Raw genomic sequence first — 15,511 nt, forward strand, 5'->3', positions numbered from 1 at the left:
TTAACTGAATGGTTTTCCGCCCATCCCAACTGTAATTGAGCCATCAGGCTTATGTACTTCCACGAAACAACTATCATTATATCCTGATGAAAATATGTGCGCTCCTAACTGAATAAGCGAATCCCGAAAAGATGCTTTAAAAATTGCGTTTTTTGGAATAACAATAGTTCTGGAATGAGGGTTATAACTGATCAGTTTACTGAGATTTACTAGAAAACTGGCAATACCTCCAGTAGATTCCAAATAGGCAATGAAATCATATTGAATAATCCAAATAATACTTACAGGTTTTGAGGACTCATTAAGTTTGTCAATTTCCGCGAAAACTTGAACACTATTGCAGTACTGTCCAAAATCTACAATGTAAATGCCTGATTCCAACGCCTGAATGGTTGCCTGCTTTACAGGAACAACCATTACAATTTTATGACCTGGAGGAACCATGAACTTTTCCGGCTCTTTCGGAAAAAAATCCCTTCTGATCCGATTAAAGTATTGGCGCAAAATTCCAAAATAGGATTCTTGGTCATTGTAAAATAAAAGACCTTGGAAGTCATTGGTTTTCTCAATCATGTCGAAGGCTTCAGCAACACTCACCATGATGAAACGATCCCCAAGCCTCCTATCATTCTTATTGATAAAAAACAGGACTAACTGAAGCGATTGAATAGTTACGGAAGGAAGCTCTAGGTTCATGCCCTCAGTAATAGTGTACTTCTCACCAGGTTTCATCTCAACCTTGCTACTCACAACTGGTGAATACAAATTCAAAGAGCTTAATCTACGATAGATTTCATTTCTGTCCCTATCTCTGTTATACTCGGCAATGTCAAAGATAAGTTGATTTGTATCTTTTCTGCTAGACTTAGGCTTTAAAAATTGCATACTTGACTATCTCCATAAGTTCGATAACACCATTAAAAACGCGATCGCGCCACCACTCCCCATCGGGTGCAGCTCATCTTTGTAAAAGTTCTGTAGTGGAGTGACCATGTTAAAATAGTGTAATAAAGCCAGGGAGCGGTGAGAACCATGGGTAGAGGAAGACGGGACAAGATTGCACTGAGTACAGAGCAAAGGCAAAGACTCGAAGCAATTAGCCGGAATGGACACGCACCAGCCAAAAAAATCCTTCATGCACAAATCTTGTTGATGTCCGATGAAGGAGAGCTGGCAACGAGAACATGGACAGATAACGAAATCGCTCAAGCTCTGAATCTGCATCGCAACACAGTGGGTCGAATCCGCCAGCGATTTCTAGAGAAAGGGGAAGCGCCAGCATTGGAAAGAAAAGCGAGAAGAAAGCCCCCGGTAGACCCAATCGTGGATGGAGAGACCGAAGCTCAAATTATTGCTCTGTGCTGCTCACAACCACCAGCAGGAAGAGGGAACTGGAGCATTCGCTTGTTAACCAATGAACTGAAAAAACGCAGAATTGTCACGCAAATCGGCAGAGAAACCGTGAGAAAAACACTCAAAAAAACCAATTGCGCCCTTGGAAAACCGAGAGATTCTGCATCCCTGAGCGGGACTTGCCCAGATTCGTCGCCGAGATGGAAGTGGTTCTAGACGAGTACACCCGTCCAGCCAATCCAGAGATGCCGTTAATTTGTATGGATGAAGCGAGTAAAGAACTGCATGGGCATCTATATGAACCCATTCCGATGCAGCCGGGGCTTGATGTGAAGGAAGACTATCACTACACCCGCGAAGGAGTCCAAGCCCTGTTTATGTTCTTTGACCCCAATCGAGGTTGGCGACGGGTGAGTTGTCGAGACCATCGCACCTGTGAAGACTGGGCCGATGAAATTAAGCATCTATTGGATGTTGACTATCCAGATGCCCCCAAAATTCGCTTACTCTCAGATAATCTCAACACCCACACCATCACCTCTTTGTACAAAACTTTTCCCGCCCCCGAAGCTCACCGTTTAGCACGGCGGTTAGAGATGATTCACACCCCACGTAATGGCAGTTGGCTCAATGTGGCGGAAACAGAGTTGTGTGTTCTGTCCAAACAATGTCTTGACCGTCGCCTGGCTACAGCCGAAGAACTTCATGCATGAGATAGAGGCTTGGCAGCAGGAGCGGAACAATGCCTGTGCCAAAGTAGTGTGGCAATTTACCACAGAAGATGCACGAGTCAAACTCAAACACCAAAACCGCTGTTTTTGAGACTGATCAAGATTTTTCTGTATAATGCACTTTTTAAGAGTGGTCACTCCAGTAGGGTGCGTTAGGGACGGATGCGGCTGGCGAAACATTTCTTAACACGCTTGTAATAGGTAATGGGTAATAGGTAATAGGTAATAGGTAATAGGTAATAGGTGGCACAGGCAAATAGCCCTGGTTGACTGACTTGAGTACATGGGGTAGGTTGGGTTGAGGCAACGGAAGCAAAAGGCGTTACTTGACAAAACATGCTTATTGACAAGGTATTCCGTTATCAGCCCTGAAAATGTCATTAGTTGTATAACGCGATTAACGGCATACTCACCACGGCTGATGTTAACTTATATTTCGCCAGCAGCATCGGGACGGACTCGCCCTGATTTTCGCGGTAGCCAGTATTGGGACAGTCCGTCCAATTGTAACGGGCAAGATGCCCATTCCACCCACCTCGTCAAACAGCATGCATTGAGATGCACCCGGGAAGTGTGGGGCGGGGAGGCGGGATCAATCTTCTGGGAGTAGTGTACCATCCCATGGGCAATATTTCCACGATACATGGGCAGGTTTACCGCCAGGACATAGTCTTGGAACAAAGAGGGAATTCAGGGGAAAGTTTATCAAAGCAATATTTGACGGTTCTTCTGGAATACCAAGGTCAATTTTTAATTCTCCAGCTTCATAATTTGACGGTTCGTCTGGAATATCCATATCAATTTTTAATTCTCCAGTTTCATAAGGGGACACAATCTGATTCCCAAAGATATCAACGTTTTTATAGGTAAAAAACCACATTCCTTCGCCAAATGGCCCCACAAATTTCGATAATAATGGTTTTAATACCGTTACCAAATAACTAATATCAGCCGTTTTCGGGACTGGCACTAATTCTCTAGGTATGCCCTTAGAATTAGTATAGGTAACTTTTAGGACTTTCTGGGTTTCAATCTCAGAGGAAAATGTAGGAACACCAAAAGGACTAATCTTCCCTTTGACAACTGCAATTAGCACTACTGGTTGTGAAGGTAAGCCATAGACTTCCGGTAATAAATACCATGCTATGTTGAGAGAATCACCATTTCTTTTCATCCCCATTGTCTCTTTGGCCAATTCTTCGGTAGGTATTGATTCAATCGGGCGACGCTCCAGAGCATTTATGGGAGTAGTAAATAACCCAATAAGTGTGAATAATGCAAGTATAAATTTCATCGTATTAAGCTTGTTCATTACATATTTGCTCCATAGAAAAGGTTGACTATAAACAACAGCAGTAAAAATAAGGTAGGTTCGGTAAAACCGAATTTACTCCATTTATGATCTAAGGATAATTTCCATCCACTGGTCTAATATTATACCGTTCGCGCAGCTTCAGCTTTCCCGAATCAGCAATGCTCCTTGAATCGGGTAAATCCTGCTTGATTTATACTACAGCCACAAAAAACAGGATTCCGGAATCTTGGAGTGAATTGTGCTTGTTGACAATGCAGTTGACAATGCAGTTGACACATATAAGCGCGTTTATATCTGGGTTTTAAACACAAGTTTTTATGAAAAAGTCATGCATTCAAAAGTTTACTATATAGCAGTATAAGCAAAGCTTAGGACATATTTATTTTACCTGCTCCCTGCTCCCTACTCCCTACTCCATGCTCCCTGATACCTAATGTAAAATTACATTACCAAATTGATTTTATCTCTAGATAAACCCCCAAACTACTCATTTTTTTAACTTTGTAAAAAAATGTTTAAAATTTAAAAAATACCCCTTGACATTTACCGAGATATTAGTAATAATAAAAATGTCCGATATTTCGATAATATTTATGGACAAAAAGCCGCGCTTTCCACGTCAACTAAGAAGCGCGGCTTATGTCCTCAGTCACAAGCTATGTGTGAGGTAATTCCATGATGCCAGATAAACGATCTAATGATCATCTCAATCATCTGATTCACTGTCAGCGAGCCCTAAACCGCCTTGCCCAAATTGCCAGGAGCCAATCCACATGGGAACATGCTTATCCTCGTCCCATAACCGAGCGAGAAGAAATCTTGATCTACCTATACAGCTACTGCCGACTATCCATGACCCCCCAGGAGTTTTACCAAAAATGGCAAGTGAAGCAAGAAGACATCGGTAACATCTGCTGCCGCTCAAGTTACGCTGTCAACAGCTGGCTGGCCCAAGGTCCTCGCTATAAAACTCCCTCTTCCGATTCCTTGTATCATCTGGCCTTAATGGATTTCCTGTTAGAAAATTTTGAGGTCATTCCAAAGGAGTTACTGAATCAGCTTTGCTCTAAGGTTAAAGGTTATTAGAATTAAGAATGTAGAATTAAGAATGTAGAATTAACAATGGATAATTAACAATGGATAATGTAGAATGAATGTAGGAGGTAGAAGCCAGAAGCCAGAAGCCAGAAGCCAGAAGCCAGAAGCCAGAAGCCAAAAGCCAGAAGCCAAAAGCCAGCAGCCAGCAGCCAGCAGCCAGACTTCTCAATTCTTCCTTCTTAATTCTTAATTCTCAATTCTTAATTCTTAATTCTCAATTCTTCCTTCTTAATTCTTAATTCTTCCTTCTTAATTCTTAATTCTACATTCTTCATGGGGAACTTTCCCTCGGCAGATTCGTCTAAACCGCTAAAGCTACAATATTCTACACTCAGAGACTTTCCTGATCTGAGCCATCAATCTGGGATAAATGTATATATGAGTAGAGTTGGAATTAGCAGAGAACCCACGGAGTCCAGTTATGAAATGTTATAAAATTCTTTCCCTACTAGGGATGACAGCAATATCTACAATCACTGCTACTCAGGTTTTGGCTATGGAGACAGCTTCCTGGAACTTAACCACCGAACCTGACTCTAGTGAGAATAGTCTATTGGAGGATGTTTCATTCCTTAAATACACTATATTTGATACCGCTGCTGGCGCAAGAGAGCCCCAAGATCCAGATCCTAGACCGCCACGCTACGACATTCCACAATCGGGACTTCAGTAGAGTCCGCTTCAGCTAGAGATTGATCATATATAGCAGTTCTTAATTGGGTGAGTTACACAAGTTGTGGGTTAATGGGAGTCGGGAGTCGGGAGTCGGGAGTCGGGAAAAAATCTTTTGTATCTCATGACTGTGAGAACTGCTATATATTCCAGCTAATTTACTCTTGCTCCTCAATTCCCTCACAGAGTGTTCTGTCTTCTTTCTTGACGTTCAGATTATTTTTAAGATAATTACCAAGCTGATCACAACCACGCTTCAGTAAGTAATTCACATCGTTTGATTGACTGTAATCTAAATATTGACTGTAATCTAAATTCCAAATACTCACCCGATTCGCTGCGTTAATCGAGACTAGGGTTTCACCGTCTGGACTGAAATTCACAGACTCCACAGGTTCAGAACCCTCGCTTAACGTTCCGATTAAAAGTCCATTGGGGTTCCATAGTTTAACTGTTCCATCCGCACTAGCAGAAGCAATAATGTCTCGATTGGGGTGGAAACTAACATCATAAACAGTTTTTGTATGCCCTACTCCTTTTTTAGATGCGAATTGCTGCCAGGAGATGTCTTTACGACTCCAGATTACTATAGAACCACGGGCCGCACCTGCCACAATCCGCTTACCATCGGGGCTGAAACTAAGGGAGGACAACTTCCTATCCCCAGTCAGGGTAGTAATTAGAGTTCCGTTCTGGTTCCAGAGTTTCACCGTATTGTCATTACTAGCAGAGGCAATTAACTGACCATTGGGACTGAAAGTGACCCGATTAATGGCATCTGTATGTCCCGCTAAAGTACGTAGCAATTTCCCTTCCCTGCTCCAGAGTTTTACTGTGCTATCCTCACTAGCAGAGGCAATAATTTGGCTATCAGGACTGAAACTAACGCTATAAACTGGAGCGCTATGCCCCTCTAGAGTATGTAGCAGTTTCCCCTGGCCATTCCAGAGTTTGACCGTCCTGTCATTACTGGCGGTGGCAATTAACTGACCATCGGGGCTGAAATCAACCCCATTCACAAAATCCTGATGTCCCTGGAGGGTGAGTTCCCGAATCTGCTTCTCCGGGTTCCAGAGTTTGACCGTGTTATCATCTCGACTACCAGAGGCAATTATCTCACCATCCGGGCTAAAACTAGCACCATAACCATAGACTGTATAGGTGGTAGGTTGGAAAACCTTAGGCCAGGTTTGGTCAAGACTCCAAAGTTTGACAGTGAAATCAACACTAGCTGAGGCTAGCATCTTACTGTCAGGAGTGAAACTAACCTGATTGACAATATCTTTATGACCAGGAAGGGTTGAAATTAGTGTACCCTTACCAGTCCAGAGTTGGATTTTTCCGTCACTACTCCCTGAAGCAATCCACTTACCATCCGGACTAAAGCTGACGCTGTTGATAGGATGATCATATCCTGGCAAGGTTTTCGCTAAGGTTCCATCACGGTTCCAAAGTTTAACGGTCCGATCATCACTAGCTGAAGCAATGGTCTGACTATCCGGGCTAAAAATTACACTCCAAACAGCCTTGTCATGCCCTTCTAGAGTTTTGATGAATGTACCATCACTACTCCAGAGTTTGACCGTTTTGTCCTTACTGGCGGAAGCAATTAACTCTCCGTCATTGCTAAAACTAACACTCAACACAGCATCCTTATGTCCTGTCAAGGTTTTGATCAAAGTCCCATCACGGTTCCAGAGTTTAATAGTTTTATCACTACTGGCTGACGCAATGGTCTGACCATCCGGGCTAAAACTTACCCACTTCACCCCCTTACCATGTCCTGTTAAGGTGTTAATTAAGGTGCCATCGCGATGCCAGAGTTTAATGGTTTTGTCTTTACTGGCAGAGGCAATGATTTGATTATCAGGGCTAAAACTAACGCACCACACTGTCTCCTGATGTCCTTTTAAGTCTTTAATCAATTTGCCATCACGACTCCACAGTTTGATGGTTTGATCAGAGCTAGCTGAGGCAATTAGCTGATTATCAGGACTGACACTGACACTCAAGACATTACCTTGATGTCCCTCTAAACGATGGTGTTCTTGGATTAAGTTGACTGCTTGCCAGAGGTTAGATACAGTCTCTTTTTCAAGGTCTGATTTTGCTATTTTAGAGTTTAATCGTTTCCCTGCCTTGATGATGCTTAAAAGGGCATCAAGCTGATTTTCATCTACAAGAAAAGAAAGCTTATATTTAGCGTTGAGTTTAGTAAGGATCGCCTCTCTTTCGTGGAATTTTGCCGATTGCCACAGCCCGATTGCAATCACCGCTAGTATAGTCATGGCTACGCTAAATCCCCCTAACCCCATCACCAACCGTTTCCGAAGCCGTTGTCGTGTCTCTCGCTCTTTTTCAAGTTCTGCTCTCATGTCAGCCCCTTGTCGTTGTCGAATGAAATCTACCAGATAATCATGGACTAATTGATAGCGATCGCTATAAATCTCTGGCAACAGCAGCACTAAGCCAGATTTCACAAAAATTTCCAACACTACATCTAATCGTTCTAGCTCTGTGTCTACATCAGCGGCCAAGGCTTTTAATTCTTTTTCTAAATCATGACGAGTTTTGAGAGGGCGGGTGTTGTTTTCATCCGTTAGCAAGTACAACACTAATTCAGCCGCCCGTTTGTTATCAGCACCACAGGCTTCCACTACTTCTTCTAAGTATTGGTTGACTAATTCAGCTTTTGGGTTATGCCCTAGGTGTTGATACTGTTGTAGGGTGGTAATTTTGTTTCGTTCCAGTTGCGCCCCTACCACTTGCAACTCAATTGGTATAATCTCTCCTAATTCTTTCCCTAAATCCTCCACTAATTTATCAATCAGTGCTTGCTCTAAGGGAAACTGAGCTTGCTCCGTTAACCGTTGAAGATATAATTTGGCATCTGCTGGGGTAAGATTCCCCAAGTGAAACAGAATCCTCTTATCTAAAATATTATTATTAATAACCTCTAAATCGATTTTGAACTTATTAAATTCCAACAGGCAATGTAAATAATCCTCGCGCACAGACAAGATTACCTTCACAAAAGGAATATTCAGACAGTCTCGCAAAAAATAATAAAAACCTCGCCTCTGCTTGGGGTCTGAGCAAACTGCTAAAAACTCTTCAAACTGGTCAAAAATTAAAACAGTAAGCAAATTTTGCCTAGCATTTTTGCGCAACTGCTCAAGAATGAGGGCGGTTGAATCAAGCTTAGCAGGCACAGATGGTAAATGTACTCTCTTCTCCAGCGTGTTTGTTAAGGATTTGCCTAATTCTTGAATCCAATTACTATAAACTCGCTGCAAAACCGGTAATACCCGACGGGTATTAATGGTTTTGCGTTCTAATGCTGGTATTAATCCCGCCTCAATCATCGAACTTTTCCCCGCCCCGGACTGTCCATGAATCACAGTTAGTCTAGAGCCCACCTGTTCCATGCGCTCAATCAGGCGATTAACATGGCGTTCCCTGCCAGAAGCGGCAATTTCTGGCGCTATCCTTTCTGAACACTCAACTGTTGCTAAAACTGGGTTAGTTACCTGCTGCTTGGGCTGCAATCGACCAGCACCAATGAATGCCCGAAACCCAAACCGGCTCTCAATCCCCTGTTGGTCTTGTTTAATCTCAAAGGCAGTGAGATAGTCCCCTTGTTGGCAATAGGCCTGGTGTAATTCCCTCAGGATACCAATATAAAGTTCTGGATCATAGTGGGGTTTGGTTTCTGCTCTAGCGGTTTCCAAGTTATAAAGTGCTGCTTGTAATTGAGGAACATGTTTTTGCGATCGCATAGTCCCAAGCAGTGCTCGCCCCAAGGAAAATAAATACCAACCCTTGACAAAAGACTTTTCCCAGTCTAATAAAGCTTGTTGTTCTGGTGAGGGATTGACTATCTTAGCTGATGCCGTTGATTGCAGAAAAAGCGCTTTTTTGGAAGACTTTTGTGCTTTCTTAAAGGCTGATTTTGCTAGGGCTACTTCAGCCAAAAAGCCATAACCTCGTGCCATTCTGAACGGATCAGAATAGGTTTGATGGAGCGCCAAGGCTTTGTTGGCCACTTTCTCTAACTGCTCCCAATCTGACTGTCGCTGAAGTGCCTCTCCCCAAAAATTAATAAATTTGGCAGCTAAGTCTGGGCGATTAGCCTGCTCAAGAACCTCAACCGATTCCTGAAAATAAACTTTTGCTTGTTCACAAGCTTGCTCCTTCTCAGCTTGATGCCACTGTGCATAACCAGCCCACCACAAGCCTAAACAGAATAGTACATGTCCACGGCGTTCCAGGTTATCGGTTTGTTTCCACAGAGCTAAACTGCGCTCATAATGCTGTCGAGACTCTTCTTGACAATTATCAGCCACTCGACCAAGCACAAATTCCAAACTGGCTTCTAACTCTGGGGCTAAGGCCACTCCCCGCTTTTCCAGCTCCTGTCGTGCTGAGTGTAATTCCACATAGGATCCAGAGTCTTTGTTTAAATTCAGAGTACAACTGTGCACAAACTCAGTTTCACGGGAGGCTACCACCTTGGCAAACACCTGATCAGTGGTTTGCTCAATAAACTGAATTAATTGACCGCTGCTAATCACAAAATCAACACAGCTTGACCAACTGTGGAAATCTGGCACTGAGCGAATTAGCATTTGCAGCAACTTATCCGTCACCCACAACACCAGTGGAAACCGAAAGTTCCGAAACTCTTCCCGGATCTGGTTGGTTGCTGTCAGCACTTCCTCAATGCAACTTACTGAGTCTATCCCAGATACCATCAACGCCTCTGGCTGTTCCGGACCTAGCTCTTCCACAATAGTGGTATAGAGAGTTTTAACCGATTGCTTTAAGACCAGCTCCCTGATCGGAATAGAACATTGCTCCTGCAACTGCTCAATAATTTGTCTCCTCAATACCCCATAGTTACCAACCGCCAAAATCAAAGAAAATTCTCCCTGAGAAAAAGTAATCAGTCGGATTAGTTCTCTCAAGGAATCTTGGTTGTGATTTGCGGTTGTCTCTAGCATTATAATAGCGGTTTTTAATTGGGTGAGGTAAATTTTAGGGAGTAGGGAGCAGGGAGTAGGGAGCAGGGAGTAGGGAGCAGGGAGCAGGGAGCAGGGAGCAGGGAGCAGGGATTAGGGAGTAAACTGGGCGCGGGTAAGGGAGGGATTGGTAAAAAACTATGTGTACCTCATGAGCATGATAATTTTTATGAATTGATTCACGCCCTTTAACCGGACAGGGAGTGGCTGATAGCACCTCAAGTAGCGTGCGCGTAGCGCATTCGCTGATCGCTGATATAGCAATCCGTGTAGGAATTGTGAGAATTTTTGTTCCTTGTTCCCTACTCCCTGTTCCCTACTCTCTGTTCCCAGATCCGCTGTTCCCTGTTCCCAGATCCGCTGTTCCCTGTTCCCTACTTCTGCAAGAAGTCTAGTTTCCATTCAACTCCTTGGCATCAGCTAACACCGGATTGATATCATACCAGCATCCCTGACCATTACAATACTCAAACACAAACAAACTCTTCAACAGGATTTGGTATTCCTCCTCACCCCTGACAGTTTTGTGTTCAGCCACATGTCTGAGCAATTTCCACTCATCCGGTGTAATTGCCCTGCTCAATTCATTGCGACGCTGACTAATCACCCTTTCTACCAAGTTACGAGATAAAGGCAGCTCATCTTTGCTGAGGCAGTTACGGAGCAGCACCAGCAAGTTCCTGACATGACCCCCACTGACTAGACATAGCCGATCCAATGTCTGTGGGCTATCAAACACTTTTGTAATTAAACTGAGCCGTTGCTCTAGCTCCACATCTGGGAATGCTCTGGCTAAGATCATCTGTCGCAGCAAAGCAATTCCGGCATCACTGGGACTACCATCTGGTTCTTTTACCTGTACCATCGGTAACAGTAGGTACTCAGAACCAAAGCGATTCCTGAGGTTTTCTTGGTCATTGGAAAATGCCAAAATCAAGGGAATGGTGTAGACCACATGGCATTTGAGTTGATTAAGATACTCCCCCTGGTCTACAAACAAATATTCTGGCTGATTCCGTTGCCCTGACTTAGGTTTATTATGGATCCGGTCAAGATTATCCACAATCACCACTAGTCCAGCTTTACCCTGCTGTTGCAGCTGCTGTTGAGCTGGTTCAATCAGTTCTGTATTAATTGCTTCTAAAATATTGTTGACCCGTGGCTCTAGATGTTGTCGCAATAGGGAGCGAATGTCCTTAGAATTCTTAGCTTTCGTAGTAATTTCTCCAATCCCAAAGGCTAGGGAATACTCGCCCTCTTCTGAGCTGATGCCAATCTCATCAGGTATGTTAACCCCTACACCACCGGCCTGAAACTCAGGAACTTTGAATTTCAACCCGGTCACCTCGGAGTTTAACAACTTAGCCGCCCCTTGCACTAACCCTTGGAAGCGGGTGGGTTGGAGTCTAATTTTAGCTTCCTCCAGACTTTGAATCACCTGACGAGCAATGGTCAGCAAAATATCACTGATCTCTACATCGGCCAGGTCCAAGTCATTAGAGGACTCAAAATAAACGACATGAAATCCCTGTTCTTCTAATTTCCTTTTCAATCGCGATAACTCGGTAGACTTGCCACAGCCCATGTGTCCCGTAAACAACTGACAGGTGGGTTCGTCTTCTGAGAAGGTAATGGTGCGTCTGAGTTCTCGAATAATATTGCTGCCCCGCACCTTGGAAAAATCAATGTAATATTGTTGGTCTTCAGCCTTGCCCAGATTCAGGGTTTTACTAGGATTACAGACCCGAAAAAATCTGCCGAAATTGACTGTCATTAAAATTCCCCCCGGTAGACGAATTGACTGTTCTCAGATTGCACCCCGATATCTGCCAGATCGACATAGCTGACAACTTGAGGCTCTATAGGATATACAGCCTCTATATAATTTATCGACTTAATAGCTACACATTATGAAATTGACATTTTCCCTTCACTGCAACAAAACGTAACATTATTCCTAATCCTGATGGTATATGATGCAGTAGCTGCGCAGAAAGTTGCCTGAAATCTCACTAATGGTATACTCCCTTCAAAATTACTACTCCTAGTCTGCCTCCTCAGTCAGACTTTAGCAGTACCCGATGGGGTACCTTGGTTTTAGGGAACAGGGAATAGGGACTTCGGAGCAGGGAACAGCGGAGCAGGGAACAGCGGATCTGGGAACACAGAAAAAATCTTGTGTACCTCATGATAGATAGAAAACGCGATCTTTCCGATACTGAACCAAAAGTATTGCGCCCGACTCCCCCTGCGTCGATTGCGGGTAAAGGTAGAACTTTGGGGGATTTGGTCACTTCCGTCGTTGAGGAACAAGATTGGAAACTGCTATAGCATTTCTAAATAGCTCATGAAAACCAATCCTGTGTCTTGATGCAAAGCGCGAGTGGGGGGAACCCCCAAGACCGCTTAGGTGCGCTTGACCCGTAATTAAATTCGCCACGGGTCGCACCTCTGCATCGCTTTATCAAAACACCAAAAACTCCTCGGATATCTTAACAATCTTCCCTGTTCCCAGATCAGCTGTTCCCTGTTCCCTTCTTTTATCAATTTTATGTTTACATCTCAAATAAAAATGCTATATCACTTGGGAAACCAATCCTTATCCAGTAATTGCTCAAAGGAATAAGGACATTGTTCAGGTAGAGACTTAAGCTGAGTTTTATTCTGGACAATCAATAAAGCGTTTTGGTATATTTTGGGTAATTCATCAGCTAAGTAATTTCGTAAATTAGTGGTAAGTTTATCCTCTAGTTGAACTCGAAAGGTAATAATTTCCCCCGCCCAGTGATTAGCATTTCTCCCCCTCTCTGCTTCCCAAAATTGGTACAACAGTAGATGAATAATTATCTGTAATAGTAAACTTTTAACAGCATTTCGTTCGCTGCGTCCCAAGGCTTCTAATTCCTCGATTAAGTTGTCATAATCTAATTCTTCTAATTGACGATTTTTCAGTAGCTTAACTGTTTCAGTTAACCACTGATCGTACTCAGTTTCATAAAGTTGTTTTAAGTCACGTATCTGAGATTTCATCAGCAAAGGGAATAGGGAGTAGGGAGTAGGGAGTAGGGAGTAGGGAGTAGGGAGTAGGGAGTAGGGAGTAGCTGATAAGGGTAGGTTTTTAACAAAGACCTCAGGTGTGGGGTGTGGGGTGTGGGGTGTGGGGTGTGGAGTATAAGAAAATTTACCATTATTGTCGTTAAAAATCATCAAGACAGGAAAATGAGGATGTTCAACTAACAAAAATTCTGAAGACAGCCTCTTCCCACTGTTCCCTGTTCCCAGATCCGCTGTTCCCTGTTCCCTCTTCCAAACTGTTTATTTAGCATAACAAGTACCGTAGAGCCCTAAATATCCAAACCAATCACTTTCAACTCAGGGGAATGCTCAATGATAAACTGATAATATAGCTCTTGCTTATCCTGGGGTGATAAATCAATTTTCCATTCTAGCAATCCCATCTCACCAGTCTGTATTTTGGGATTAGTCTGAGTCAGCCGCACTTTGATTCTCTCATCACGGCTCACTGGCAACTGTTCTTTTACTACCAAAGTCTTTTGCACACTTTGCAAATTAGTAATTACCAGTCGATAGGCATAAGTCGTGCGGCGCTGATTGCCAATTAATTTCTTATCAACTTGACGCTCCACTAAATCCCGCTCAATTTTCACTCCCTCATCTATGCCTAAGTTCAGCCTGAATTCTTGTCCTGGTGAAATATTCTCCAACTTAGTTGTACCAACAAAGGTTTGATCACGAAAGATATTCGCTTTGCCTGGTAACAAGGTTGCACCAGTAGTCGGATTGGTAACAACAGTTTGTAGGTAGGCGAAACTAACTAGCCGAGGAATGGCAAGATACTCAGGATTGCTAGGATATTCATCACTAAAAATAGTCACTTTGTGAGGGGAACCATCACTGGGAATATTGCTGTTACCATCTAACTCAAAGGTAACCACACCTCCTTCTGTCGATACTACTGCTACCACTGTTTGGGCAGCAACTTTTGCTGTTGCTAACATGGCTTGGGGAGCACTACGAGTTTTCAATGCTTCCGACTCATCCTCATAGTCTTGATCTGGAGATAATTCTGACATTGAGTTAGACATTGCCCTACTCTTTAGCCTTCGCAAAGCTCGGATAGGTTGTTGGTCTAGTGCCTGAATGTACCATGGTTCCAGCTTAGGGGGTAGGGTTCCCAGTCCAGGCTTAGCAGTGGAAAGAGTAAGGCTAACGTTGGACCAATCTTCCCCAGTGCTTTGTTTGACTTGTGCAAGGTAGCTCAGATTTATGCGATCGCTACTGCTGTTGGTGCGCAAGTCGTAAAGTGGTATCCAACTGGCACGATTCACTACATAGGATACTTCTAGGTCAAAATCCACCGCCCCCTCTGCTGCTAAGGTGACAATAATGCTCAAACTCTCCTGGGGACGGGGAGTTTTCAACTGTTGTAGCTTAGCTTTAAGAGCATTTAATTGCTTTTCTAACTCTTGCTGTTGTTCTTGTTGTTGAGCGATCGCGCTCGCATCTGCATGGTAACGCTGCTCCAGAAAGTTCAGAAATTCACCTGTTTCCTGCACGCCAATCTGTTGTTGGGCAAGACTGCGGGAAAAGTGTTGGACAGCTTTATCACTCAAAGCCTTGACAAAATTCTGTGCTAGCTCCTTTGACGCCAGCTGGTCTTGGAGGTGGCGTTTTTGTTTTTGTGACATATTCCCGACGCTGCCCTAACGGGACAGCGCGGGCTTCTTACCAACTCCGGCTACTGCTTTGGATACTCGATAAGCTTTATTAACGACACGGTCAGAAGTTACCGCAAGAATAGGGCAGCCTTTATGGTTAGTCGGTTATGCGTAAAGGGTTAAAACTTTATGATTAAGGCCAGAGACGAAACCTTAGGAGAGGGTCGCCTTTATGGTTAGTCGGTTATGGGTAAAGGGTTAAAACTGTTTGATTAAGGCGACCCTCTCCTTACGGTAACTTCAAACCCTATTCTAAGGTTTCGTCTCCGGGATGCCCCTCCGCGCCGGAACAATACAAAAAAGTTCTATTTCCTTTGTACTGCTGGAATTTTACCCATCCACAGATAACTCAAACTATCAAGTTTTTTTCTGAATGGAACCTTATATTCCAGGTTTTCAAGGTTCAGTTGGTAGGTGGCGATTAGCTCTTAATTTGTTTTCCCTACCATTCTTAATATATCACATTGGCATTTCGACGTTCCGACCCTTGCCCCGCGCTTCCCATAGGACACTTACCCAATGAAGGTAAAGTGCGGGGCTTCTCGCGGTTCAGCTATTGGAGTTTTAACCATGATCATATGT

Annotated in this window: 14 protein-coding genes and 1 pseudogene; 5 read left to right on the top strand and 10 right to left on the bottom strand. The window is 43.6% G+C overall.

Translation table 11 applies throughout. From position 1 onward, the window contains the following. Positions 1-885, bottom strand: a complete 885-nt coding sequence (locus tag F6K57_RS11290; RefSeq protein ID WP_293024372.1) for a hypothetical protein — start codon at positions 883-885, stop codon at positions 1-3. Positions 886-1,032: 147 nt separating this feature from the next. Between F6K57_RS11290 and F6K57_RS11295 the strand changes: the two are divergent. Beyond that, positions 1,033-2,175, top strand: a pseudogene (locus tag F6K57_RS11295) (IS630 family transposase). Between the two features lie 61 nt (positions 2,176-2,236). Here F6K57_RS11295 and F6K57_RS11300 read toward each other — a convergent pair. After that, entirely contained in the window at positions 2,237-2,422 is a 186-nt protein-coding gene (locus F6K57_RS11300; protein ID WP_293067513.1) for a hypothetical protein, read from the bottom strand. A gap of 254 nt (positions 2,423-2,676) precedes the next feature. Beyond that, on the bottom strand, positions 2,677-3,378 hold the full coding sequence (locus F6K57_RS11305) for a hypothetical protein (RefSeq protein ID WP_293022315.1): 702 nt from the start codon (positions 3,376-3,378) through the stop codon (positions 2,677-2,679). A 696-nt stretch (positions 3,379-4,074) separates the two neighbouring features. Here F6K57_RS11305 and F6K57_RS11310 point away from each other — a divergent pair. The 3 genes from F6K57_RS11310 to F6K57_RS11320 all read left to right on the top strand — a co-directional run bounded on the left by F6K57_RS11310 (position 4,075) and on the right by F6K57_RS11320 (position 5,170). Further along, on the top strand, positions 4,075-4,485 hold the full coding sequence (locus F6K57_RS11310; RefSeq protein WP_364302369.1) for a hypothetical protein: 411 nt from the start codon (positions 4,075-4,077) through the stop codon (positions 4,483-4,485). Positions 4,486-4,549: 64 nt separating this feature from the next. Next, a complete protein-coding gene (locus F6K57_RS11315) occupies positions 4,550-4,687 on the top strand; it encodes a hypothetical protein (RefSeq protein ID WP_293067516.1) in 138 nt (45 codons plus the stop codon). Between the two features lie 231 nt (positions 4,688-4,918). Next, a complete protein-coding gene (locus F6K57_RS11320) occupies positions 4,919-5,170 on the top strand; it encodes a hypothetical protein (RefSeq protein WP_293067519.1) in 252 nt (83 codons plus the stop codon). 39 nt (positions 5,171-5,209) lie between these two features. Here the strand turns inward: F6K57_RS11320 and F6K57_RS11325 are convergent, their stop codons facing one another. The 5 genes from F6K57_RS11325 to F6K57_RS11345 form a co-directional block, all read right to left on the bottom strand. Beyond that, positions 5,210-5,344: a hypothetical protein gene (locus tag F6K57_RS11325; RefSeq protein ID WP_293022311.1), complete on the bottom strand. Its 135-nt coding sequence runs from the start codon at positions 5,342-5,344 to the stop codon at positions 5,210-5,212. After that, positions 5,328-10,172: a sugar-binding protein gene (locus tag F6K57_RS11330; protein WP_293067522.1), complete on the bottom strand. Its 4,845-nt coding sequence runs from the start codon at positions 10,170-10,172 to the stop codon at positions 5,328-5,330. Before F6K57_RS11330 ends, F6K57_RS11325 begins: the two co-directional genes overlap by 17 nt. 34 nt (positions 10,173-10,206) lie before the next feature. After that, positions 10,207-10,407, bottom strand: a complete 201-nt coding sequence (locus F6K57_RS11335) for a hypothetical protein (RefSeq protein ID WP_293067525.1) — start codon at positions 10,405-10,407, stop codon at positions 10,207-10,209. Between the two features lie 174 nt (positions 10,408-10,581). Beyond that, the gene (locus tag F6K57_RS11340; RefSeq protein ID WP_293022305.1) at positions 10,582-11,964 is read right to left on the bottom strand and encodes an ATP-binding protein; all 1,383 of its coding nucleotides are present in this window, start codon (positions 11,962-11,964) and stop codon (positions 10,582-10,584) included. Positions 11,965-12,247: 283 nt separating this feature from the next. Continuing rightward, on the bottom strand, positions 12,248-12,379 hold the full coding sequence (locus F6K57_RS11345) for a hypothetical protein (protein WP_293067528.1): 132 nt from the start codon (positions 12,377-12,379) through the stop codon (positions 12,248-12,250). On the opposite strand from F6K57_RS11345, the gene F6K57_RS11350 reads away from it, so the two are divergent. Beyond that, positions 12,378-12,521, top strand: coding sequence for a hypothetical protein (locus tag F6K57_RS11350; RefSeq protein WP_293067530.1), 144 nt, complete (start codon positions 12,378-12,380; stop codon positions 12,519-12,521). The two genes, F6K57_RS11345 and F6K57_RS11350, sit on opposite strands and share 2 nt — an antisense overlap. Positions 12,522-12,770: 249 nt before the next feature. Here the strand turns inward: F6K57_RS11350 and F6K57_RS11355 are convergent, their stop codons facing one another. Continuing rightward, the gene (locus tag F6K57_RS11355) at positions 12,771-13,397 is read right to left on the bottom strand and encodes a DUF29 domain-containing protein (RefSeq protein WP_293067533.1); all 627 of its coding nucleotides are present in this window, start codon (positions 13,395-13,397) and stop codon (positions 12,771-12,773) included. Positions 13,398-13,534: 137 nt separating this feature from the next. Further along, positions 13,535-14,899, bottom strand: a complete 1,365-nt coding sequence (locus tag F6K57_RS11360; RefSeq protein WP_293067536.1) for a mucoidy inhibitor MuiA family protein — start codon at positions 14,897-14,899, stop codon at positions 13,535-13,537. Between the last annotated feature and the right edge of the window lie 612 nt (positions 14,900-15,511).

Source organism: Moorena sp. SIO4A5 (assembly GCF_010672005.1).
GTDB lineage: Bacteria > Cyanobacteriota > Cyanobacteriia > Cyanobacteriales > Coleofasciculaceae > Moorena.

Excerpts from the sequence above, each read along its gene's own strand:
- F6K57_RS11355 (WP_293067533.1), bottom strand. The coding sequence starts at position 13,397 with ATGATTTTTAACGACAATAATGGTAAATTTTCTTATACTCCACACCCC.
- F6K57_RS11330 (WP_293067522.1), bottom strand. The coding sequence starts at position 10,172 with ATGCTAGAGACAACCGCAAATCACAACCAAGATTCCTTGAGAGAACTA.
- F6K57_RS11345 (WP_293067528.1), bottom strand. The coding sequence starts at position 12,379 with ATGAGGTACACAAGATTTTTTCTGTGTTCCCAGATCCGCTGTTCCCTG.
- F6K57_RS11300 (WP_293067513.1), bottom strand. The coding sequence starts at position 2,422 with ATGTTTTGTCAAGTAACGCCTTTTGCTTCCGTTGCCTCAACCCAACCT.
- F6K57_RS11315 (WP_293067516.1), top strand. The coding sequence starts at position 4,550 with ATGAATGTAGGAGGTAGAAGCCAGAAGCCAGAAGCCAGAAGCCAGAAG.
- F6K57_RS11290 (WP_293024372.1), bottom strand. The coding sequence starts at position 885 with ATGCAATTTTTAAAGCCTAAGTCTAGCAGAAAAGATACAAATCAACTT.
- F6K57_RS11350 (WP_293067530.1), top strand. The coding sequence starts at position 12,378 with ATGATAGATAGAAAACGCGATCTTTCCGATACTGAACCAAAAGTATTG.
- F6K57_RS11320 (WP_293067519.1), top strand. The coding sequence starts at position 4,919 with ATGAAATGTTATAAAATTCTTTCCCTACTAGGGATGACAGCAATATCT.
- F6K57_RS11340 (WP_293022305.1), bottom strand. The coding sequence starts at position 11,964 with ATGACAGTCAATTTCGGCAGATTTTTTCGGGTCTGTAATCCTAGTAAA.
- F6K57_RS11360 (WP_293067536.1), bottom strand. The coding sequence starts at position 14,899 with ATGTCACAAAAACAAAAACGCCACCTCCAAGACCAGCTGGCGTCAAAG.
- F6K57_RS11310 (WP_364302369.1), top strand. The coding sequence starts at position 4,075 with ATGATGCCAGATAAACGATCTAATGATCATCTCAATCATCTGATTCAC.
- F6K57_RS11305 (WP_293022315.1), bottom strand. The coding sequence starts at position 3,378 with ATGAAATTTATACTTGCATTATTCACACTTATTGGGTTATTTACTACT.